Source organism: Kribbella solani (assembly GCF_014205295.1).
Classification (GTDB): Bacteria; Actinomycetota; Actinomycetes; order Propionibacteriales; family Kribbellaceae; genus Kribbella; species Kribbella solani.
This window is the reverse complement of the sequence record NZ_JACHNF010000001.1, coordinates 7,189,959-7,210,862: the sequence shown is the minus strand read 5'-3', so window position 1 is coordinate 7,210,862 and position 20,904 is coordinate 7,189,959. Positions and strand designations below refer to the sequence as shown.

General features: G+C 69.4%; 20 protein-coding genes. 11 read left to right on the top strand and 9 right to left on the bottom strand.

The genetic code is table 11. The features are described from left to right. Positions 1-114 precede the first annotated feature (114 nt). Positions 115-696, top strand: coding sequence for a hypothetical protein (locus HDA44_RS33485; protein WP_184841367.1), 582 nt, complete (start codon positions 115-117; stop codon positions 694-696). Between the two features lie 11 nt (positions 697-707). Beyond that, positions 708-1,820 carry a hypothetical protein gene (locus HDA44_RS33480; RefSeq protein WP_184841365.1) on the top strand — a complete coding sequence of 371 codons (1,113 nt, stop codon included), beginning with the start codon at positions 708-710 and terminating at the stop codon, positions 1,818-1,820. 92 nt (positions 1,821-1,912) lie between these two features. Here HDA44_RS33480 and HDA44_RS33475 read toward each other — a convergent pair whose 3' ends face one another. The 3 genes from HDA44_RS33475 to HDA44_RS33465 are packed head-to-tail and all read right to left on the bottom strand — an operon-like array spanning position 1,913 to position 5,757. After that, complete coding sequence (locus HDA44_RS33475; protein WP_238352607.1) at positions 1,913-3,157, bottom strand: AI-2E family transporter; 1,245 nt, start codon at positions 3,155-3,157, stop codon at positions 1,913-1,915. A gap of 35 nt (positions 3,158-3,192) precedes the next feature. After that, on the bottom strand, positions 3,193-4,557 hold the full coding sequence (locus tag HDA44_RS33470) for a glutamate mutase L (protein WP_184841363.1): 1,365 nt from the start codon (positions 4,555-4,557) through the stop codon (positions 3,193-3,195). A gap of 45 nt (positions 4,558-4,602) precedes the next feature. Beyond that, entirely contained in the window at positions 4,603-5,757 is a 1,155-nt protein-coding gene (locus tag HDA44_RS33465; RefSeq protein ID WP_184841361.1) for a cystathionine gamma-synthase, read from the bottom strand. A gap of 181 nt (positions 5,758-5,938) precedes the next feature. Between HDA44_RS33465 and HDA44_RS33460 the strand changes: the two genes are divergently transcribed. Both HDA44_RS33460 and HDA44_RS33455 read left to right on the top strand, forming a co-directional pair. Then, on the top strand, positions 5,939-6,520 hold the full coding sequence (locus tag HDA44_RS33460) for a hypothetical protein (RefSeq protein WP_184841359.1): 582 nt from the start codon (positions 5,939-5,941) through the stop codon (positions 6,518-6,520). 10 nt (positions 6,521-6,530) lie between these two features. Then, positions 6,531-8,462 carry a hypothetical protein gene (locus HDA44_RS33455; protein WP_184841356.1) on the top strand — a complete coding sequence of 644 codons (1,932 nt, stop codon included), beginning with the start codon at positions 6,531-6,533 and terminating at the stop codon, positions 8,460-8,462. Between the two features lie 162 nt (positions 8,463-8,624). Here HDA44_RS33455 and HDA44_RS33450 read toward each other — a convergent pair whose 3' ends face one another. Then, the gene (locus tag HDA44_RS33450) at positions 8,625-9,206 is read right to left on the bottom strand and encodes a TetR family transcriptional regulator (RefSeq protein ID WP_184841354.1); all 582 of its coding nucleotides are present in this window, start codon (positions 9,204-9,206) and stop codon (positions 8,625-8,627) included. Positions 9,207-9,324: 118 nt separating this feature from the next. On the opposite strand from HDA44_RS33450, the gene HDA44_RS33445 reads away from it, so the two are divergent. Continuing rightward, on the top strand, positions 9,325-11,484 hold the full coding sequence (locus HDA44_RS33445; RefSeq protein ID WP_184841352.1) for an MMPL family transporter: 2,160 nt from the start codon (positions 9,325-9,327) through the stop codon (positions 11,482-11,484). A 77-nt stretch (positions 11,485-11,561) separates the two neighbouring features. Here HDA44_RS33445 and yczE read toward each other — a convergent pair whose 3' ends face one another. Next, positions 11,562-12,224, bottom strand: coding sequence for a membrane protein YczE (gene yczE / locus HDA44_RS33440; protein ID WP_184841350.1), 663 nt, complete (start codon positions 12,222-12,224; stop codon positions 11,562-11,564). Positions 12,225-12,287: 63 nt separating this feature from the next. Here yczE and yczR point away from each other — a divergent pair, with 63 nt between their 5' ends. Together yczR and msrA are read left to right on the top strand one after the other, a co-directional pair. Further along, positions 12,288-13,709, top strand: a complete 1,422-nt coding sequence (gene yczR / locus HDA44_RS33435) for a MocR-like transcription factor YczR (RefSeq protein ID WP_184841348.1) — start codon at positions 12,288-12,290, stop codon at positions 13,707-13,709. A gap of 80 nt (positions 13,710-13,789) precedes the next feature. Beyond that, the gene (gene msrA / locus HDA44_RS33430) at positions 13,790-14,440 is read left to right on the top strand and encodes a peptide-methionine (S)-S-oxide reductase MsrA (protein ID WP_184841346.1); all 651 of its coding nucleotides are present in this window, start codon (positions 13,790-13,792) and stop codon (positions 14,438-14,440) included. 26 nt (positions 14,441-14,466) lie between these two features. Here the strand turns inward: msrA and HDA44_RS33425 are convergent, their stop codons facing one another. Next, positions 14,467-15,222 carry a class I SAM-dependent methyltransferase gene (locus HDA44_RS33425; RefSeq protein ID WP_184841344.1) on the bottom strand — a complete coding sequence of 252 codons (756 nt, stop codon included), beginning with the start codon at positions 15,220-15,222 and terminating at the stop codon, positions 14,467-14,469. A gap of 46 nt (positions 15,223-15,268) precedes the next feature. Next, the gene (locus HDA44_RS33420; RefSeq protein ID WP_184841342.1) at positions 15,269-15,577 is read right to left on the bottom strand and encodes a nucleoside triphosphate pyrophosphohydrolase; all 309 of its coding nucleotides are present in this window, start codon (positions 15,575-15,577) and stop codon (positions 15,269-15,271) included. 125 nt (positions 15,578-15,702) lie between these two features. On the opposite strand from HDA44_RS33420, the gene HDA44_RS33415 reads away from it, so the two are divergent. Further along, entirely contained in the window at positions 15,703-16,062 is a 360-nt protein-coding gene (locus HDA44_RS33415; protein WP_184841340.1) for a YciI family protein, read from the top strand. 128 nt (positions 16,063-16,190) lie between these two features. Here HDA44_RS33415 and HDA44_RS33410 read toward each other — a convergent pair whose 3' ends face one another. Continuing rightward, positions 16,191-17,336, bottom strand: coding sequence for a hypothetical protein (locus HDA44_RS33410; protein ID WP_184841338.1), 1,146 nt, complete (start codon positions 17,334-17,336; stop codon positions 16,191-16,193). Between the two features lie 427 nt (positions 17,337-17,763). Next, the gene (locus HDA44_RS33405; RefSeq protein WP_184841336.1) at positions 17,764-18,279 is read right to left on the bottom strand and encodes a DinB family protein; all 516 of its coding nucleotides are present in this window, start codon (positions 18,277-18,279) and stop codon (positions 17,764-17,766) included. Between the two features lie 89 nt (positions 18,280-18,368). On the opposite strand from HDA44_RS33405, the gene HDA44_RS33400 reads away from it, so the two are divergent. The 3 genes from HDA44_RS33400 to HDA44_RS33390 are packed head-to-tail and all read left to right on the top strand — an operon-like array spanning position 18,369 to position 20,898. After that, entirely contained in the window at positions 18,369-18,875 is a 507-nt protein-coding gene (locus HDA44_RS33400; RefSeq protein WP_184841334.1) for a GNAT family N-acetyltransferase, read from the top strand. Positions 18,876-18,904: 29 nt separating this feature from the next. Continuing rightward, on the top strand, positions 18,905-19,675 hold the full coding sequence (locus HDA44_RS33395; RefSeq protein WP_184841332.1) for a hypothetical protein: 771 nt from the start codon (positions 18,905-18,907) through the stop codon (positions 19,673-19,675). After that, positions 19,672-20,898, top strand: coding sequence for a lactate racemase domain-containing protein (locus HDA44_RS33390; RefSeq protein WP_337906705.1), 1,227 nt, complete (start codon positions 19,672-19,674; stop codon positions 20,896-20,898). The genes HDA44_RS33395 and HDA44_RS33390 overlap by 4 nt, the downstream gene beginning before the upstream one ends. Positions 20,899-20,904 lie beyond the last annotated feature (6 nt).

Below are 20,904 nucleotides of genomic sequence, written 5' to 3'. Positions count from 1 at the left end.
CGTTTTCTGGTTCAGCGGGTTGTCCACAGACCGGCCTCCGCCCCGGGGCTTGGCCCTGAAACGCCGTACCTTTACCGATAACGGCTTGAGCACCGATGGAAGGAACAAGGCCGAATGAAGACGCAGGACAGGCCGCTCGACGAGGATGATCTGGCGATCGCCGATCTGGCCGGAATCAGCGACTGGAAGCCGATCGCGGGACCGGACAACGACCAGACCGGCCCCGCGGTGGTGCGCGCGATCGTGCAGCGCGTCACGTCCGCGACCGACTGGAAGCCCTGGCCACTGAACCAGGGCGAGAAGATCGACGACGTGCTCGCGTCGTGGGGCTTCACCACCAAGCGCGGCAGCACCATCGTCGTGTTCCCCGGGCTGGCCTTCGCCGACGCCCGCAACAGCGGCTGGTCGGCGTACGACATCGGCCCGGACGACATCCCGGCCGCCGAAGCCGGGCTCGACCAGAACTGGCCGACCATGCTCGAGCTGGCCCAGAAGCACCTCGGCCGGCCGGACTACGTGGGTGACGACAGCAGTCCCACCTTCCTCGACGAGTGGATGCCAGGCGCCGGCGCCGACCGCCGCCACCTGGCCGTCTGGGTCCGCCCCGGTGCCCAGTTCCACTTGTTCAGCAACAAGCCGACGCAGGCGCCGTTGACTGATGCGGTGGGCGTCACCTACGCGGTCTACATCGACTAGGAGCCCGAGAAATGACGCAACCCACCGAGGGCCCGCAGCCCGGCCGCAACTGGGACGTTGCGATGGACCGCTTTGGCCAGCTGAATGACCAGCAATGGGGCAACGTGGTGGCAATCGCCTCCGCGGACAGAGAAATCATCGACAAGATGATCGCCAAGGCGAGTAAGCCGAGTTTGAAGACCCGGTTGAACAACAAGATCAGGGAGGCCACCGGTCGCGTGCAGGCGGTGTACACCCACACCGCGCAGCGACTGAGCGAAGGTGCGGTCCAGCTGGCGAGCCAGGCCCGGCAGTTCGGCGAGAACGTGGCCGACCGCGCCACCGAGTTCGGCCAGGAGGTGGCCGGGCGGGTCCAGGCGGGCCGGGAGGCAGTCGGACAAGCCATCCAGCAGGGCGCCCAGGCCGTGCGTGACCGCGCCACCGAGTTCGGCCAGGCGGCCTCCGACATCGCCCTCAACACCCGGGACTCGGTCGTTCAGGGTGCGCAAGCTGCCGGACAGGCTATCCAGCAGGGCGCCCAGGTCGCGCGTGACCGCGCCACCGAGTTCGGCCAGGCGACCGCCGACGTGGCCCGGGCCGGCTGGGACGCCACGGTGGATGGCGCGCAGGTCGCCGGGCAGGCAGTCCAGCAGGGTGCTCGCGCCACGGCGGACGCGGCCGTGGCGGGTGGCCAGCGGGTAGCCGAAGCCGGCCGGAACGTGGCCGACCGCGCCAGCCGCTGGGGCCAGGTACAGAAGACCCGGGGATCGATCATCGCCGAAGGTGCCCGGGCAACGATGGCGGCGCTGAAGAACGCCGGCGCCGATCCGGCGTTGAAGGGTGCACCTACGCGGGACGTGAACCAGCTCAGCGCGCACTGGAGCAATGTCCACCAGACGGCGGCCACGGCCGAGCCGGCCACCAGGGAGGCGGCCACCGGCCAGGCGCTCGAAGGGGTCGTCACCACCAGCCAGGAGCAGCAGCGTTCCGGCGACGGCGAGCGGGCCGCTCTCGCCGCGCTCGGTGGAGTCGCTTCGCCGCAGGCGATTGCCGGGCAGCCGCCGGCGCAGGGGACCGGAGAGAACACCCAGAGCCCGGTCAATCTCACCAAGGGGAACGACAACAAGGGGATCGGCGGGCGCTGACGCTGACCGAGAAGAACGCCGCCGGGCAGATACCCGGCGGCGTTTTTCGTTGCCTCACACCGAAGTGGGAGGCGACGGTCGGCGTTGTCGGTTCAGTCTTCGGTTGGGGCGGGGCGGGGGCGCCTCGGTAGTGGTCTTGGTGGGTCGGGGTCGGGGTCGTTGCCGGCCAGGTGGTTGACGATGGCGTTGATGACGGCGGCGGTGGGTACGGCGACCAGAGCGCCGACGATGCCCGCGATGACGACGCCGGTGGCGATCGCCAGGATCACCGCCAGTGGGTGCACGCTGACCGCGCGGCCCATCAGGAACGGCTGCAGTACGTGCGCCTCGAGCTGCTGTACGCCGATCACGATCGCGAGCATCACGATCGCCACGATGGGGCCCTTGGCAACAAGTGCGACGAGGACCGCGACCACGCCGCTGACCAGCGCGCCGACCACCGGTACGAAGGCGCCGACGAACACCAGGATGCCGATCGCGCTGACCAGTGGCAGGCCGAGGATCGCGGCGCCGAGCGAGATACCGATCGCGTCGACCGCGGCGACGATGACGGTGGCCCGGACGAACGCGGTCAGCGAAACCCACGCCCGCCGGCCCGACGAGTCCGCCTTGTCGCGAGCCCGGCGCGGGAACAGCCGGACCAGCCATCTCCAGATCTGTTCGCCCTGGTACAGGAAGAAGAACAGGCAGAACAGCGCGATGAACAGACCCGCGACCACATGCGTCGCCGTCGTACCGACCGCTGCCGCCTGCTGACCGAGCGCGCCGCCGGACGTGAACTGTTTCTGCAGCTGCTTGAACAGGTTGGTGATGTCCGCGTCGGTCAGCCCGAAGTTGATCCGGGCCATCTCGCGGAGCTTTTGGACCCCTTCGCCGACCTGCTTCGACAGGTCCTCGAACTGGCCGGCGATCTGCGTACCGACCAGGGTCAGCAGGCCGGCGATCACAATCAGGGTCGCGATCACGGTGAGCCCGGCAGCGGGACCGCGAGGTACGCGGAGCTTCTGCAGACCGTTGGTGACCGGCACCAGCAGCGCAGTGAGGAGTACGCCGACGGTCACCGGAACGACGACCTCGGACAGGTACCGCATCGTGTACCCGATCACGACCACCGCGGCGACGATCACCAGGAACCGCCAGGACCACGCGCTGGCGATCTCCATCCCCCTGGTCACCCCGGTATCAACCCGCCGACCGCCCGCCGACTCCCCCGCCCCATCCAACTCCCGCGCCTTGCCCGGATCGGCGTCGTCGGTGGTGCCCGCCGGCACCTCGTTGTCGGCGACCGGGCTCTCCCGCTCCGGCTCGCCGGCTTCGTCCCGCCCCAGGTTGCTCATCCCACCTCCGTGACTCGCACTGGTGATGAGCCTAGCTAGTGCCCGGTCGTGGCCGTTGTATGAATGTGTCCGGCCAGGCCTTCGGCTGCTTTCGGTGCGAGGTCGGCGAGGAGGCCGACGCCGGCGAGTACGTAGTCGCGGTCGATGCAGATTTCGGCGTGTTGCGGTACGAGCCAGCCTTCCGCCCGCGCGTTCGTACCGATCGAGCCGAGGATCCGCGCCGCGACCTCAGGCGGGTTGTGCCGCAGCACTCCCCCGGACCCGACCAGCAGATCCACTTCGCGCAGGTCCTTCCCGGACCGCTCGATCACGCGCCCGCCAGGGCCGAAAACGATCCGCTGCCGGCCCGCGTGCCGGCGCAGGGCGACTGTCGCCGCCACGCTCGCCAACTGCTCGTCGTACGCCGCCTCGCGCGGACTGTCCGGGAGAAAGGACGGGTCGTCGTGCCGGTGCCTGGCCGCCGTACGCAACTCGCTCTCGCCGGCGACCAGCTCGGCTTCGACGCCGGCCTCGACCACCGGTACGGCGCTCCATCGCATGCCGAGATCGCCCTCGACCGTACGGGTGACCGGATGGGTGGCGACCACTTCGCGGCCGAGGTTCGCGTCCTCCGGGTCGAGTTCGATCACCGAATGTACGTCGGTGGTCGCGCCGCCGATGTCGACGACCGCGACGTCACCGTGCAGACCGGCGAGTACCTCGACGCCGCGCAGTACGACGTCGGGGGTCGCGGCGCGGACCATCCGGGCGAAGGACGGGTCGCGAGACAGGTTCTTGCCGCCGATCACGTGCTTGAGGAACATCTCCCGGATCGCCGCCCGCGCACTGTCCGGCGCGAACACCCCGATCTCCGGGACCACGTTGCCGGCCAGCACGTGCGGTACCGCGCCGAGTACCTCGGTGATCTCGGCCTGGGCGTCGACGTTGCCCGCGACAACGATCGGTTTCCGCCAGTTGTACTTCGCCAGGGTCTCGGCCGCTTTGAGCAGTACGGCCGAGTTGCCGCCGTCCGTACCGCCGAGCAGCAGCACCACATCCGGGCGGTCCTTGCGGAGCTCCTTCTGGCTGGACGCCGACAGTCCGCCGCTGACCACCGCGACCACGCGCCCGCCGCTGGACAACGCGACCCGCTTCCCGGCCTCGGCGGTGACCAGCTCTTCGTTGCCGACGACACCGATCCGCAGACCGCCGCCGGCGCTCGAACACGCGAGCACTTCGGCGTTCCTGACGCCTCGGTCCACGTCCTCAAGCACCGCGCGGCAGGCATGCCACCCGTCCATCACATCGGTGTCGATGGTCGTCCGATGCTCCGCCCGCGCGACCACCGCACCCGAATCCCCATCAACCGCCACCGCCTTGGTAAACGTCGACCCGAAGTCGACGGCCACCACCAGTCCCACCACTTACCCCCAACCCTTGACCGAACTTCCGTCGCTGGACAGTAGTCAGGACAGCGCGCGGTCCAGGTCCTGGAGGAGGTCGTCGGCGGTTTCGATGCCGACGCTCAGGCGGATCAGGTCGGCCGGGACCTCCAGGGGCGTACCGGCGACTGACGCGTGGGTCATCTTTCCGGGGTGCTCGATCAGCGACTCGACGCCGCCGAGCGACTCACCGAGCGTGAAGACCTCCGCCTTGTTGCAGATGTCCAGCGCCTGCTTCTCCCCGCCGGTGACGCGGAAACTGACGATGCCGCCGAACCGCTTCATCTGCTTCGCTGCGGTCTCGTGCCCCGGGTGACCGTCGAGTCCCGGGTACAGCACCTGGCTGACCGACTCGTGCCGCTGCAGGAACTCCACGACCTTCTCGGCGTTGTCGCTGTGCCGATCCATCCGTACGCCCAGGGTCTTGATCCCGCGCAGCACCAGCCACGCGTCGAACGGCCCGGCGACCGCGCCGATCGCGTTCTGGTGGAAGGCGATCTTCTCGGCCAGCTCGGCGTCACGCACGATCAGCGCGCCGCCGACCACGTCGGAATGCCCACCCATGTACTTGGTGGTCGAGTGCACGACCACGTCCGCGCCCAGCTCGAGCGGCTGCTGCAGGTACGGCGAGGCGAACGTGTTGTCCACCACCAGCAACGCGCCCGCGTCATGCGCGATCTGCGCCACGATGGCGATGTCCGCGACGTTGAGCAGCGGGTTCGTCGGTGTCTCCAGCCAGACCACCTTGGTCCGCCCCGGCTGGATCGCGGCCCGGATCGCCTCCGGGTGCGTGACCGCGGCCGGCGTCATCTCGACACCCCAGTTGCCGAGGACGCGGGAGAACAGCCGGAAGGTGCCCCCGTACGCGTCGTCGGGGAACACCACGTGGTCGCCCGGCGCGCAGACCGACCGGATCAGGGTGTCCTCGGCGGCCAGGCCGCTGGCGAACGCGAAGCCGCGGTTGCCCGCCTCGATCGCGGCCAGGCACTCCTCCAGCGCGGTCCGGGTCGGGTTCGCCGAGCGGGAGTACTCGTAGCCGCCGCGGAGGCCGTCGACGCCGTCCTGCTTGTAGGTGCTGGTGGCGTAGATCGGCGGCACCACCGCGCCGGTGGTCGGGTCGGGCTCGTTCCCGGCGTGGATGGCGAGGGTCTCGAAGCCGTAACGGTGTTCCTTGTTCACCGGACCAGCGTACGGCCTGGTCTGCTCGGGACCGGCAGGCCGTCCACGACCAGGGAACTTCGGCGGATCCGGATTGGGCCGCGGCGCGTCGAACCGGCTGGCGAATGACCCACTGCGACCCCTACCGTTGCGCACAGAGGGTTGCCGCCACTCACCGGGCAGGAAGGACGGCACAGGCCGGATGAAGACGCAGGACAGGCCGCTCGACCAGGATGACCTGGCGATGGCGGATCTCGCCGAGATTGTGGACTGGACCGTGATCGCGGGTCCGGACGACGACGACGCCGGGCCGGAGGTCGTACGCGCCCTCGTGCAGCGGGTGATGGGTCAGACGTCGTGGGCGCCGTGGCCGCTCGATCCCGGTGAGGTGATCGACGACGAGATGGTCTCCTGGGGCTTCGTCACCCGGCGCGGGACCACGATGATCGTGTTCGACGGGCTCGCGTTCCCGGACTGCCCGGACAGCGGCTGGTCGGCGTACGACATCGGCCCGGACGACATCGCCGAGGCCGAGGCCGGGCTGGACGCGCACTGGCCCGACCACCTGAACCTAGCCACCCAGCACTGGGGCGAACCCGACTACATCGGCGACTCCGGCAGTCCGACGTTCGCGGACGAGTGGGAGCCCGGCGCGGGAACCGGCCGCCGGCACCTGGCCGTCTGGCTGCGGCCGGGCGCGCAGATCCACCTGTACAGCACCCGGCCCAGCAACGAACCCCTGACGACCGCCGTCGGGGTCAACTACGCCGTCTACATCGACTAGGAGACCCCAGATGAGCCAGCCCTCACCAGAACGTCCGAGCCGGAGATCTCGCTGGGCCGCGAACCGGGAAACGAAGCAGGGCGCGAAGACGCTGAAGGCGGCGTACGCGCTCGCCGCCCGCGACGTGAAGAACATGGACCCGGACGTGCTCGAGCGGATCGGCCGCTCGCAGATGACCAAGGGCGACCTGCGGCGGCTGGCGACCAGCACCGTCAACGCCGGGATCCGGCCGGATCTGCATACCGGTGTCGCCAACCAGCGGGCACAGGAGGCGAACGCCCGCATACGGGCGACCCAGGCACCGAACCGCACGACCCGGAACCCGTTCCGGCGGGCAGCCAACGCGGTCTCCCGCCGGCGCAACATCCGGCGCGGGAAGAAGATGCTCAAGGCCGCGCTGGTGATGGCGATGAAGGACGCGAAGAACACCGATCCACGAGTACTGCGGGCGATCGGGAGCGACAGCACGCTGACCAAGCTCAGCCTGTCGGCGCTGGCACAGGGGAATATCAGCAGGGTGTTCCAGGCGCCGCAACCACAGCAGGCGCCGGCGCAGCCCGGGCAGGTGCAACCCGGACCGGTACAGCCCGGACCGGTACAGCCCGGTCCCGTGCAGCCGGGTCCTGTGCAGCCGGGTCCCTTGCAGCAGCCGAGGCAGCCTGGACAGGCGCAGGGACCGCAGCCTGGGCAGGTGCCGCAGCAGCAGGCGAATGCTCAGCAGTTCGCCGCCATCCAGCAGCGGATCCTGCAGAACCAGCAGGCCATTCAGGCGGCACTGGCCTCGACTCAGCAGCTCAACGCGCAGCTCGTACAGCTGATCCAGCAACAGGCCACCCAAGCCGCCCAAGAAGCCGCGAACATGCAGGCCCTCCAGGCCCAACTGGCCCAGTACCAGGCACAACAGCAGCCGCCGCAACCACAACAAGCACCAGCACAACCCCAGGCACAACAGCAGCCACCCCAACCACAACAAGCACCAGCACAACCCCAGGCACAACAGCAGCCACCCCAACCACAACAAGCACCAGCACAACCCCAGGCACAACAGCAGCCACCCCAACCACAACAAGCACCAGCACAACCCCAGGCACAACAGCAGCCACCCCAACCACAACAAGCACCAGCACAACCCCAGGCACAACAGCAGGCGCAGCCGCAGGCGCAGCCGCAGGCGCAGCCGCAGGCGCAGCCGCAGGCGCAGCCGCAGGCGCAGCCGCAGCCGCAGGCGCAGCCGCAGGCGCAGCCGCAGGCGCAGGCGCAGCCGCAGGCGCAGCCGCAGGCGCAGGCGCAGGCGCAGGCGCAGGCGCAGCCGCAGGCGCAGGCGCAGGCGCAGGCGCAAGCTGGTGACCCGCAGCAGCCGGAGTCGCCGAGGAGGCCTGCACCGAGGCCAAGGCCGAATCCGAATGCGGGGAAGAACCGACCGCCCGCACAACCGTGGCCGCCTCTGGAGTCGCCACAACCAGCCACTGTCCCGCCGGAAACACCGCACCCCGAGGCGCAGCAGCCGGAGCAGGCTCAGGCACCGGAGCAGGTCGCACCGGAGCAGGTCGCACCGGAGCAGGTCGCGCCGGAGCAGGTCGCGCCGGAGGTGCGGGAGCCGGAGCAAACGGTGACTGGGGTGGAATCGGAGGCTCCGGCGGCGGTGCAGCCGGTTGCTGGTGAGGACCGGTCGGGTCCTTCGCCGGTGACCGATCAGGAGTGGGTGGACCGCGCCGTACACCCGGAGACCTCTCCGCCGCAGCCGGCGCCGGTTCAGTCCGCACCGGAAAACAAACAGCTGGCGGCCAAAGCAGACACCGTCAGAGCCCTCGATGCCGCGGGTGACGTAGCTCCACCAAGGCCATCCAGCCCCGAGCAAGCTGCTCAGACAGCCGCGGGCAGCGACAGGTCCGGTGCCTCCAAGCCAGGAGCCAACCGCGACACCACCCGCGGCAAGGACTGAGCCGCACAACGGGCACGGACTGAGCCGCCACGGCGGGTGCGGACCGAGCGCGGCACGGACTGACCTGCACGGCGTAGGAGTGTTTGCAGCAGATATCCAGAGCGCTTTCCGGCGAATGCAAGGGCAACAGGCCCCGGTTCGTCGGAAAGCGTTCTTGTTTGGCTAGGTGGGTGGGGGTTGGCCGCGGTGACTGAGGACCGCGGTCGCGGCTTCCAGGAGGATGGCGCGGACTTCGGCGGGGGTGGCCTCGAGGTCGACGTCGGTTGAGATCGCGGCGCCGACGGTTTCGACCGCGGCGGCGGCGCGGAGGCGGTCGGCGGCGGTCGGGTCGGGGCCGGCCAGCCAGAGCTGGAAGCGGCGGCTCCGGGCGATCAGCGCGTCCAGGTCGTCCCCGAACGCGGCGAGCACCGCGGTGATGTCGCGGAGCAGTGTCGGCCCGGTACTCCGGTGTGCGACGACCACGTCCACGTACGCCCGGAGTGCCTCCTGCTCCGCCTCCGGGGACCACGGAATCGTCTCCACCGAGCTCAGCACCACGGAGATGTCGTCCAGGAAGGTGCCGATGATCGCGCGCAGCAGGTCCTGTTTCGACGAGTAGTGGTAGTAGAGCGACGCCTTGGTGATGCCGACTTGTTCGGCGATCTCGCGCAGGCTGGTCTTCTCGTACCCCTGGGTCGAGAACAGCTGGACGGCGGCGCGATGGATGTCGCCCTTGGTGTCACGGGAACCGGTCGGGTGCTGCACGTCACCACCTTCTCATCTTCACTTGCCTACCGTGCGGCAGGTAGTCTACCTACCGACCGGCAGGTAGACAGTGATTCAGGTCAACCTGACAGCCAGCTGACCCTCAGGAGGGTTCGGGGTGTTCACCAGACTCGGGCGTTTCGTCGTCCACCATCCGTGGAAAGTGATCGCCGCCTGGGTGGTCGCGGCGATCGCGGTGATCGCGTTCGCGCCGACCCTCGCGGACGTCACCACGAAGGACCAGGCGGCGCTGCTGCCGGACAAGTACGAATCCGTGCAGGCGCAGAAGCTGGCCGCGGACGCGTTCGGGCAGACCAACGACGCGACCGCCAGCATCGTGGTCAAGCGCGGCGCGGGCGGTGAACTGACCGCCGCCGACCAGGCCAAAATCACCGCGCTGGCGGCCAAGATCACCAGCGCGAAGATCGACCGCGTCACCGCCGCGGTCACCGGCCCACAAGCCGTCTCGCCGAACAAGCAGGTACAGATCGTCAGCGTCGGCCTGAAGGGACTCCCGGACGAGCAGGCGGTCCTGGATGCGGTCCAGAAGATCCGTGACGTGACCGGTCCCGCGCTGACCGGCGCCGACCTCGAGTACGGCGTGACCGGCGACGCGGCGCTGTACCTCGACAACCAGGACGCGTTCGAGAACGCTTTCGTGGTGGTCGGGATCGCCACGCTGATACTGATCGTCGGCCTGCTGCTGGTGATCTACCGCAGCCCGATCGCCGCGTTCCTGCCGATTCTCACCGTCGGTCTGGTGTCCGCGATCGCGCCCGGCCTGATCGCGCTGGTCGCGAAGGCGACGGATCTGCACGTCACCCAGGACCTGCAGACGATCCTGACCGTGGTGCTGTACGGCGTCGGCACCGACTACATCCTGTTCCTGCTCTTCCGCTACCGCGAACGGCTCCGGGCCGGCGAGGAACCGAAACAGGCCCTGGTGGACGCGGTCGCCCGCGTCGCCGAGGTGATCGTGTCGGCGGCGGGTGCGATCGTGGTCGCGTTCAGCGCGCTGCTGCTGGCCGTGTTCGGCGGGTTCAAGAGCCTCGGCCCGGGCCTCGCGATCGCGGTCGCGGTGATGGCGTTCGCGGCGATCACGCTGATCCCGGCGGTCGTGTCGCTGCTCGGCCCGAAGGTGTTCTGGCCGTCGAAGTCCTGGCAGCGGACGCCGAAGGGCGCGATGTTCAAGCGGCTCGGGGTGTTCACCGCGCGCAAGCCGGCCGTGGTCGCGGCGATCTCCGGCGCGGTGATGGTCGTACTCGCGCTCGGCTCGCTCGGGATGAAGGTCGACTACGACGCGTTCGGCCAGCTCCCGGACGGTACCGAGTCGGCGCGCGCGATCAAGGACCTGCAGTCCGGCTTCCCGGCCGGCGCGCTCAACCCGACCACCGTGTACGTACGCAGCACGAACGGCACTCCGCTGGACCCGGCCGAACTCAGCACGTACGCCGGGAAACTCGCGAAGGTCGACGGAGTCGGCGCGGTACTTCCGGCCGGGGCGGACGGCAGCCTGGCGTTGCTGAACAAGGACCGGACCGTTGCCCAGATCAACGTCGTACTGGACGATCCCCCGTACGCGAACGCCGCGCTCGACCTGGTCGACGGGCAGCTCCGGGACACGGCGCACGCCGAGGCGCCGCAAGGAACGACCGCGCTGATCGGTGGCGTGACCGCGAGCTACACCGACATCCGTTCCGCCAACAGCCGGGACCTGTCGGTGATCTTCCCGGTCGCGGGTGGGCTGATCGCGATCATCCTGGCGCTGCTGCTGCGGTCGCTGATCGCGCCGCTGATCCTGATGTTCGCGGTGGTGCTGAGCTTCTTCAGCTCGATCGGCGCGACCGTGTTCGTGTTCCAGGGCGCGGCCGGGCATGCCGGGGTGACGTTCTCGCTGCCGATCATGCTGTACCTGTTCGTCGTTGCCATCGGCACCGACTACAACATCCTGATGATCGCCCGGCTGCGCGAAGAAGCCGAACGCGGCACCGATCCACGGACCGCGGCCGACCTGGCGATCGAGCACGGTGGTCCGTCGGTGGCAGCGGCCGGGTTGATCCTGGCCGGGACTTTCTCGTCGCTGATGCTGGCCGGGATGGCGTTGCTGACCGAGATGGGCTTCTCGGTCGCGGCCGGGATCGTCATCTCCGCGTTCGTGATGTCGATCTTCCTGGTACCGAGCGTGATCGCGCTATTGGGTACCCGCGCATGGTGGCCGCGGCGCCTGAAGAACGGCTCGGCGGCTCCCGAGGAGCGTGAGCTGGAGCCGGTCGGCTGAAAAGACCCGCAGGCTGAGGGGTCCTGCGAGAGCGGCGGGCCCCCGGACACACCAGGTCCGGGGGCCCGCCGCATTTGTCAGGCTTGGCCCTTCAGCCGGACCGTGAAGAGTGGCAGCAGGTAGTGGACCAACGGGCCGATCGACAGCGCGTACACGACCGTGCCGACGCCGATCGATCCGCCCATCAGGAAACCGGTCGCGAGTACGGTGAGTTCGATCGACGTACGCACCAGGCGAACGCTCAACCCGGTGCGGCGTACCAGGCCGGTCATCAGCCCGTCGCGCGGCCCGGGGCCGAACTGCGCGCCGATGTACATCGCGCCGGCCAGCGCGTTGACCACGACACCGGCCAGCATGAACACGATCCGCAACCAGAGCTCGTCCGGCCGGCCGACGGTCGCCAGCGTGAGGTCCGCGACCAGGCCGATCACTATCGCGTTGCTGAGCGTACCGACGCCAGGCCACTGCCGGAGCGGAATCCAGGCGAGCAGGACGACGAAACTGATCGCGATCACGACGGTCCCGAAGCTGAGCGGGAGGTGCTTGGTGATGCCGACGTGGAACACGTCCCAGGGGTTCAGGCCGAGATTGCCCTGGATCATCAGGCCCATCGAGGCGCCGTACAGCGTCAGGCCGACGTACAGCTGGACCAGGCGGCGCGGCAGGTGGCCTGCTTTCAGCTGCTGAATCGGGTTGATGGGCGCGAGCTGCCGCGACGGGGCAGCGGAGGTGGCGGTCACGTACTCCAGTGTCGGTGCCAAGTGGCCTGGTGTTCGATAGCCAATTGCGCGATAGTGGACTGCATGCGCTATCTCCCCGCGAGCACCTTGTCCAGTCTGCTCGGTGACTGGGCCGACGGCACCGGCCCGGCGTACCGCGTACTGGCCGAACGGCTCCGGCTGCTGATCGCGGACGGGCGGATCATGCCCGGTTCGCGGCTGCCGAGTGAGCGCGAGCTGACCGACGCGTTGGGGGTCAGCCGGACCACGGTCGCGTCGGCGTACCGCGAGCTGCGGGACAACGGGTACCTGATCAGCCGGCGCGGTTCGGGCAGCGTCACGGCGCTGCCGACGAAGGTCGAGCCGAGGCTCGCGCGGCACCAGGCGCCATGGATCGACACCGCCGGGTTGTACGACTTCACCTGCGCGGCGCCGTCCGCGATCCCGGGGATCAGTACGGCGGTGGCGTCGGCGGCCGCGGAGATGCCGGTGCACCTGACGACGCCTGGGTACCACCCGCAGGGGCTGCCCGTGTTGCGGGCGGAGATCGCGGCGGCGTACGGCGAACGCGGCCTGCCGACCTCGCCGGATCAGATCATCGTCACCGCCGGCGCGCTCGCGGCGACGTCGATCGCGGTCCGGGCGTTCACCCAGATAGGCGATCGGGTACTGACCGAGAGCCCGACCCACCCGAACTCGGTGGACGCGATCCGGCGCAGCGGCTGCCGGGTGGTCGCCGTACCGATGTCGCCCGGTGGGTGGGACCTTCCATTGCTGGAGGCAACGATTCGGCAGACGGCGCCGCGGGCGGCGTGGCTGGTCGCGGACTTCCAGAACCCGACCGGTTTCCTGTTGCCGGCGGCGGATCGGCAGCAACTCGCGGCCGCGTTCGCGCGCAGCCGGACGACGGCGATCGTGGACGAGACGCTGTTCGAGCTGTCGCTGGACGGGCAGGAGATGCCGCCGCCGTTCGCGTCGTACGACCCGGACGGGGTGATCACGGTCGGATCGGTGAGCAAGTCGTTCTGGGGCGGGCTGCGGATCGGGTGGATGCGGGTGCCGTCCTCGTTGGTGGCGCGGGTGCTGGACGCCCGGGCGTCGTTGGACCTCGGGGCCCCGGTGCTGGAGCAGCTCGTTGTCGCGGACCTGCTGCGGCAGCGCGCCACGCTGCTGCCCGAGCGCCGGGCCGCGCTGGCGCAGCGGCGGGATGCACTCGCTGACGCGGTCGCCCGGGACCTTCCGTCGTGGAACTTCCGGTTGCCTGGCGGCGGGCTCTCGCTCTGGTGCGAACTGCCTGAGCCGGTCGGCTCCAGCCTGGTCGGCGTCGCCCAGCGCAACGGCGCGTTGCTGGTCGCCGGCTCCCGGTTCTCCCCCGACGGCGGCCTCGAATCCTTCGTCCGGCTCCCGTTCACGCTCGAAGTGGACGCGCTCCGGGAAGGCGTCGCGCGCGTCGCGGAGTCGTACGCCTCCGTGCGGGGGGCCCGGCCCGGGGTGATGATCGCCTGATGCCGTAAGGGCGCCGGGGAAGGTTCGCCTGGGCGTGGGCGTTGAGGGACTATGAGAGTCAGACTGCGAGAGGCGTGAGAATGTCGTTCTTCACCCGCAACACCGCCATGGTCGAGCCGTCGGCCGCCCTGCCCGGACGGGACACGCCCGGCTTCGCCGTACCCGACGACAACATCGTCCTGCACACCCCGCAGACCGCCGCCGCACCTGAGGGCTTCGAGGAAGTCTGGTTCGGAACGGGATGTTTCTGGGGTACCGAGGAGATCTTCTGGCAACTGCCCGGGGTGTACACCACCGCCGTCGGGTATGCGGGCGGTTATACCCCGAACCCGACGTACGAGGAAGTCTGCACCGGCCGCACCGGCCACGCCGAAGCGGTCCGGATCGTGTACGACCCCAGCAAGACCACCTTCACCGACCTGCTCAAAGTCTTCTGGGAAACCCACGACCCGACCCAGGGCATGCGCCAGGGCAACGACCTCGGCTCCCAGTACCGCTCCGCGATCTACTACACCACCGACGCCCAGCGCACCGAGGCCGAACGCACCCGCGACCTGTACGCCCCCGTCATCAAACCCCTCGGCTACGACGACATCACCACCGAAATAGCCCCCGCCACCACGTTCTACTACGCGGAGGCCTATCACCAGCAGTACCTCCACAAGAACCCCAACGGCTACCGCTGCCACAGCAACACCGGCGCACCGTTTCCGGCCGACCAACAGGGCTGAGCTTGGGGCGCTGCCGTACGCGCTGGTTAGCGGCGGTGGGCCAGGTGGGCTTGGACTTCGGCGTTGAGTTCGACGGTTTCCGGGAGGACGTGGAGGATTCGGCGGAAGACCTCGTCGCGGTCGGCGGGCTTCAGGAGTACGTACGCCGAGACTGTCGACAGTTGGCCGATGTAGTCGGCGGCGGGCATCGTGATTCGGCGGGGGATCACCGTCTGCCGGACGTCGGTGAACCATTCGGACTGCTGGAGTTCGGTGCCGGGCCACTGCATCGGGTGATCCGCGGGCGTGCCGTCGGGTGATGGGACGCCGTCGTCGTCGAGGAACGGGGCACGGGCCGCGCGTACTGCCTCCGTGAGGTCCGGGGCGGCCAGCTGGATCGGCACACCGAACGATGCGAAGACACCACCCGGCCGGACGAGTGCGGCCATCCGGTCCCAGCGCCCGTCCGGGTTCGTCCAATGCAGTGCGGCGGCCGAGTACACCAGGTCGTACGCCGAATCCAACGGCAGGTCCTCGAACGCGGCCTGCACGGTGGTGACGTTCGGCAGGTGTTTGCGCAACTCCGCGAGCATGGCCGCGTCCGGTTCAGTCGCCGTGACCGCGATCCCGCCCTGTACGAAAAGCCGCGTCGCCTTGCCCGTCCCGGCGCCGATCTCAAGCGCGGTGCGGATCGGCGCGCCGGCGTACGCCACCACCAGCTCGAGAAGCTCGGTCGGGTACCCAGGGCGGTACCGCTCGTACGCCTCCGCCACCGACCCGAAACTCAACGCCCGCACACCCATGCCAGCATCCTGGCACCACCCAGTCCCCTGGTGCCTCCCATTTGCGTCAGCGGTTGCCGCTCCAGATGGTGCGGGTGGTGAAGGCACCGCGTTCGGCGGCTTTCGTGGCGCGGGTCGCGTCCAAGGACTCGCTGGTGGCGCCCAGGTCGGCGGCCAGGGCGTAGACGACCTCGATGATGTCGGCCAGCTCCTCGACTGCGCCGGCCGGGTCCGCGGTCAGGAACTCGTCGACCTCCTCCTGGAGTTTGGCGCGGAGTTGGTGCGTGTACTCGGGTGCGGTGGCCCGGTGGGTGATCGGCTCGGCGCCGGACGCGCGGATCAGGTCCGGGATGCGGTCGCGGACGAGTTTGGACATGTGATCTCCGTTCGGCGTGTGTGCGCACCGTACGGGAAGTTGGTGGTGGTGTCGGATTGTGGGGTTGGGGTTCGTGGTGATGGTGGAGGGTGGGCTTTGGGGCCGCCCCGGATTGAGGAGACGAGATGGCTGAGTACCTCATCGCGTTCGATCAGAGCTGGGTACCGGATCTGACCGACGCGGAATTCGAGCAGGCGGGGCGGCGGGTGACCGCGCTGCGGACGGAGATGGAGGCGGCCGGGGTGCTGATCTTCACCGGCGGACTGGACCCGGACGCGCCGGTGGTGAGCGTCGACGCCTCGAGCGGCACGCCACTGTTCAGCGACGGCCCGTACGCCGAATCCAAGGAACACCTCGGCGGATTCGCGGTCGTCGACGTCGCGGACGAGGCGGCAGCGCGACTCTGGGCCGGCAAAATCGCAACCGCCTGCGGCTGGCCCCAAGAAGTCCACCGCTTCCAGGCGCCACGCCGCCGCGCCCAGTAGCAGACCGTACGCGCAGGTGCCGCGTTCGATGTACGGGCCCACAGCCACCGACCGGAGCTCCGCGCCGGGCGGGTGGGGTGGGGTGGGCTCAGCCGGCGAGGCACCCGGCCGGACTGCGGGTCTGGGGCTCAGAGGTCGCGGCCGTGGGAGGTTGGTGTGGTGGTGCCGCGGGGGCGGGCGGTTGGCGGCCGGCCGGGCTTAACCGCGGCGCGGGGCGCGGACAGACGGGATTTGGCCGCGGCGCGGGGCTCTGTCGAGCGGGGATTGGCCGGGGCATGGGGCGCGGTCGAGCGGGATTCGACGGTGGCGTGGGGCGCGGTCAGGCCGGCGGTGATGCGCTCGGCGATCTGCGCGGTCCGGAGGTTGGCCAGGTCCGTCAACGAGAGCGCCGCCGCCACACCCGCCGAGTCGGGAACCACACCAGACCTCGGGTACCCACCCCGGCTCGGGTCCGCGCTGCGAGTCGGGTACCCGCCGTGACTCGGGTCCGCGCCGGGGGTCACGTGCGCGTCGGGTCGCACGTCCGCGCTGTGGGTCGGGTACGCACCGTGACTCGGGTCCGCGCCGGGGGTCACGTGCGCGTCGGGTTGCACGGCCGCGCCGTGGGTTGGGTACGCATCGGGGCTTGGGTGAGCGTCGCGGGTTGGGCTCGCGGCTGGGGTGTGGGAGGTGCTGGGGGTCAGGTCTGTGGCGGGTCGGGGGTGGGGGTCGTGACCCGGGGTGGGTGGGGTGTTTCGGGTGGGGTGGGGGTTGGTTGGCGGGGGTGGGTTGGTCCAGGTTGGTGTGTTGGCTGGGTTGGGATGGAGGGGGGTGGCCGGGCCTCGGGTTGGGGGTTCGATGGCGAAGCCGAGGGTGGTTGTGCGGCGGAGGCTGTCGGCGATCAGGTGCAGGGCGGCGCCGTCGGTGGTGCGGTCGAGTTGGGGGCTGTGGGCGGTACGGCGCAGCACCTGGGCCGCCGTCATCAGGTTGTTCAGATGGTGACGGTGCGCGCGCTGTGGACGCCAGGTTCGGGACCGGCAGCGGGCCGCGGCGGTTTCGAACTCCGCGGTCAGGTCGAGCATCGCGTGCGCGACCTGACGCATCGACGGATCAGTCGACTTCCAGATGCTCAACGCGACCTCGCGCAACGAATGACTGGTGTGCTCCAGGTAGCGCGCGAGCCGGCTGAGCCGCCGGGTGCTTCGGACCCACCGCCGAGCGCGGACCGCCACCTCCCAGACCGCGCAGCCCGCGGCGCCGATCAGCGCACCCTCGACGACGAACCCGCCGATCACCTCGACACCCCAGCATCCGCTCCGATCACCAGCCCATCTTCAGCGCCCGGATCCCCCCACACCAGCCTTCTCGCAACCCGCTAACGCCACCCCACCCCCACCCCAAACTCCCCCACCCCAACTTCCTCACAACCCACTAACACCCCGCCGCACCCCGGCTGCCCCACAACCCTCCAATGCCACGCGACCCCGGCTTCCTAAAGCCCGGCAACGCCATTCCACCGCGCGCCGCACCCCACGTTCCTCGCGACCCGCCAACGCCCCCCACCACCACAGACTCCCGCGGCCCCACTCCCCCGGAAGCAGTTCCCCCAACAGACGGATATCCACTGGTGTTGAGGGTTCTCTACTGGTGTGCCGATGGAGAACCCTCAACGCCGGTGGAGATCCGTTCGGGTTGGGGGCGCGGGGTTCGGGTCGGCCGGGGTCAGCCCATGGTTTTTTGGCCGTCGATGGTTTCGCGGATGATGTCGGCGTGGCCGGAGTGCTGGGCGGTTTCGGCAGCGATGTGGAAGAAGACGCGGCGTACGGTCCAGAACACGCCCGGCGGCTGCCACGGGGCGGACGGGAGCTCGAAGCTGACGTCGAGGTCGAGCGTACGAACCAACTCGTCGGTCGCCGCGGCCACCTTCTCGTACTCGGCGAGTACGTCGGCCAGCGTCTCGCCCTCGACCAGGCGGAACTGGTCCTGCCAGGCGGCGATCACCTCCGGCGTGTACTCGGTCGGCAGGTTGCCGCCCTTGCCCTGCGCGAAGCCGGCCCAGTGTGCTTCGGTCGCCGACACGTGCTTGATCACGCCGCCGATCGTCAGTTCGCTCGCCGTCGAGCGCGTACTCGCCTGCTCGTCGGTCAGACCCTGCGCGGTGTGCCGCAGGAAGTGCCGGTGCTTGCCCAGGAACTCGAGCAGGTCGGCCCGCTCACCACTTACCGGATTGTTCGTCATGCCCAGAACTCTAGAAGATATAGCGGTCAGGTTTTGACCGCTACTAAACTCGTTTGCGCCGTCACCGTCCGCACAGCAGGCTGTCGGGCATGTCCGGACCTGCGATCCGCCCCTTGCACGCCGACGATCCGCCGGTGCTCGCCGCCGCCTTCGCCGCGTTGGGCTGGGACAAACCCGCGAGCCAGTACCGCCGGTACCTCGCCGAGCAGGAAGCCGGCGACCGGGACGTACTGGTCGCGACGGTCGACGACGTGTTCGCCGGGTACGTGACGGTGCGCTGGGTGTCGCCGTACTTCCAGGTGATGCCCGAGATCCAGGACTTCAACGTCCTCCCGCCGTACCGTCGGCGCGGCATCGGCACCACCCTGATGGACGCCGCCGAGGAACTGGTCGCCACCCGATCCCCGGTGGTCGGCATCGGCGTCGGCCTGTACGCCGACTACGGCACCGCCCAGCGCATGTACGCCCGTCGCGGCTACATCCCCGACGGCAAGGGCCTGATGTACGACAACCGCCCCGTACCGCCCGGCGAACTCGTCCGCAACGACGACAGCGCCAACCTGATGTACACCAAGCAGCTGTCACCGGAGGCGTAACTCCCGGCCACCAATGAGAAGGTAGAGCCGTGGACGTGGTGCGGCGGCGGGCGGGTTGGTTGCTGGGGCTGGGGCTTCTCGGCGGGCTGGTGTGGGCGACAGTGGTGACGCTGTCGATGCCGGGCTGGTACGACCCGGACCGGGATTGTGGCAAGAAGTTCCTCACCGAGGACAACCTGACCACGGTACGTAGCGGCTGGTTCCCGCCGTCGGCGAGCTGCGTGTACGGCGACACCGTCCGCCAGTACATGTCGACGACCCGATCCGTCGTCCTGTCGATCATCGGCGTACTCCTGCTGGCCGTGATCGCGGTCAGCCTCGTCCTCGTCGTACGCCGCCTCACCGGCGACCCGGGCCCCGTACGCACGGCCGACGACATCAACCTCCGCCGCAGGCGCCGTACGCACCTGATCTTCGGTGCCATCGACATGGCGCTCGTGTTCGCCGTCGTGACGTTCGTGAACGTGGCCGCGATTGCGTTCGGCGAGCTGCCCGGCGCGATCCTCTTCATCGTGCTGACGCTGGTCGGACTCAGCGCGTTCGGCGCCGCGCTCGACAACCACATGGGTCCGCTTCCCAGTACCGCGCTCGAATCCCGCCGTCGCGGCACGGTCGCCGGGCTGACCACGTACGGCCTGGTGTTCGCCGCGACCGCCTTCGCCGGTCAGCTCCCGTTCTTCCGGTTCTGGGCGGCGCCGGCGGCGGGTGTGGCGTACGCGGTGATCGTCGGCGTCCAATGGTCGCGCTCGACGCGGCCCAACCCCACCAAGGCGCAGGCGGTGAGTAGGGTCGAGTTGTGACTACAGCAGCGGTGATCGGTGGTGCGGGTCAGGTCCTGACCGAGGACGAGGTGACGGCGTTCATCGGTGACGCCCTGGCCGGCGCGGGTCTCGCGGGGCGCAGCGTCTGCGTTATCGTCCCCGACGCGACCCGCAGCTGCCCGCTCCCGCTGCTGCTGAAGGCGGTCACACAGGCCCTCAAAGGCAGCCAGGTCACGATTTTGGTTGCCCTCGGCACCCATGCGGAGATGACCGCCGAACAGCTCCGCAAGCACCTCGGCGACGACTACCCGAACGTACTCAACCACGAGTGGTGGAACCCGGAAACCTTCGCCGGCCTCGGCACGATCAGTTCCGCGCGGGTCGGCGAGATCTCCGCCGAGATGCTCCGCGACGAGGTACCGGTCCGGCTGAACCGCGCGGTCGTCGAACACGACGTGGCGCTGGTCGTCGGCCCGGTGTTCCCGCACGAGGTGGTCGGGTTCTCCGGCGGCAACAAGTACTTCTTCCCCGGGGTCGCCGGTCAGGAAGTCATCGACCTGTCGCACTGGCTCGGCGCACTGATCACCAGCGCGAACATCATCGGCACACCGGGCATCACGCCCGTACGCGCACTGATCGACGAGGCCGCGGCGATGATCCCGGCGGAGAAACTCGCGCTGTCCGTGGTCGCCCAGTCCGGTACGGACGCGCTGCATGCGATCGCGTTCGGCGACACCACCGAGTCGTGGCGCGCCGCGGCCGAGATCTCCGCGCAGACCCACGTCCGGTACCTGGACCGTCCGGTGCGGCGGGTGGTGTCGGTGATGCCGGCGAAGTACGCCGACATCTGGACCGCGGCCAAGGGGTTCTACAAGGTCGAGCCGATCGTCGCGGACGGTGGCGAAGTCATCCTGTACGCGCCGCACGTCACCGAACTGGCCGCGATGCATCCGGAGATCGCGCGGATCGGGTACCACTGCCGCGACTACTTCCTCGGCCAGTGGGAGCAGTTCCGCGACCTGCACTGGGGCGTACTCGCGCACTCGACCCACCTGCGCGGCGCCGGCACCTGGGACCCGGCCACCGGTGAGCACCTGCGCGTCCAGGTCACGCTCGCGACCGGGATCGCCGAGGACGTCGTACGCGGCGCGAACCTCGGGTATCTCGACCCCGCCACCATCGACCTCACCGCGTACGAGGCCGACCCGGACACCTTCGTCGTCCCGAACGCAGGCGAGACCTTGTACCGGTTGAAGGAGTAACCTCGG

Bases quoted from the DNA above. Each gene is read 5' to 3' on its own strand.
- HDA44_RS33485 (WP_184841367.1), top strand. From the start codon at position 115: ATGAAGACGCAGGACAGGCCGCTCGACGAGGATGATCTGGCGATCGCC.
- HDA44_RS33480 (WP_184841365.1), top strand. From the start codon at position 708: ATGACGCAACCCACCGAGGGCCCGCAGCCCGGCCGCAACTGGGACGTT.
- HDA44_RS33475 (WP_238352607.1), bottom strand. From the start codon at position 3,157: ATGAGCAACCTGGGGCGGGACGAAGCCGGCGAGCCGGAGCGGGAGAGC.
- HDA44_RS33460 (WP_184841359.1), top strand. From the start codon at position 5,939: ATGAAGACGCAGGACAGGCCGCTCGACCAGGATGACCTGGCGATGGCG.
- HDA44_RS33455 (WP_184841356.1), top strand. From the start codon at position 6,531: ATGAGCCAGCCCTCACCAGAACGTCCGAGCCGGAGATCTCGCTGGGCC.
- yczR (WP_184841348.1), top strand. From the start codon at position 12,288: ATGCGCTATCTCCCCGCGAGCACCTTGTCCAGTCTGCTCGGTGACTGG.
- msrA (WP_184841346.1), top strand. From the start codon at position 13,790: ATGTCGTTCTTCACCCGCAACACCGCCATGGTCGAGCCGTCGGCCGCC.
- HDA44_RS33425 (WP_184841344.1), bottom strand. From the start codon at position 15,222: ATGGGTGTGCGGGCGTTGAGTTTCGGGTCGGTGGCGGAGGCGTACGAG.
- HDA44_RS33420 (WP_184841342.1), bottom strand. From the start codon at position 15,577: ATGTCCAAACTCGTCCGCGACCGCATCCCGGACCTGATCCGCGCGTCC.
- HDA44_RS33415 (WP_184841340.1), top strand. From the start codon at position 15,703: ATGGCTGAGTACCTCATCGCGTTCGATCAGAGCTGGGTACCGGATCTG.
- HDA44_RS33405 (WP_184841336.1), bottom strand. From the start codon at position 18,279: ATGACGAACAATCCGGTAAGTGGTGAGCGGGCCGACCTGCTCGAGTTC.
- HDA44_RS33400 (WP_184841334.1), top strand. From the start codon at position 18,369: ATGTCCGGACCTGCGATCCGCCCCTTGCACGCCGACGATCCGCCGGTG.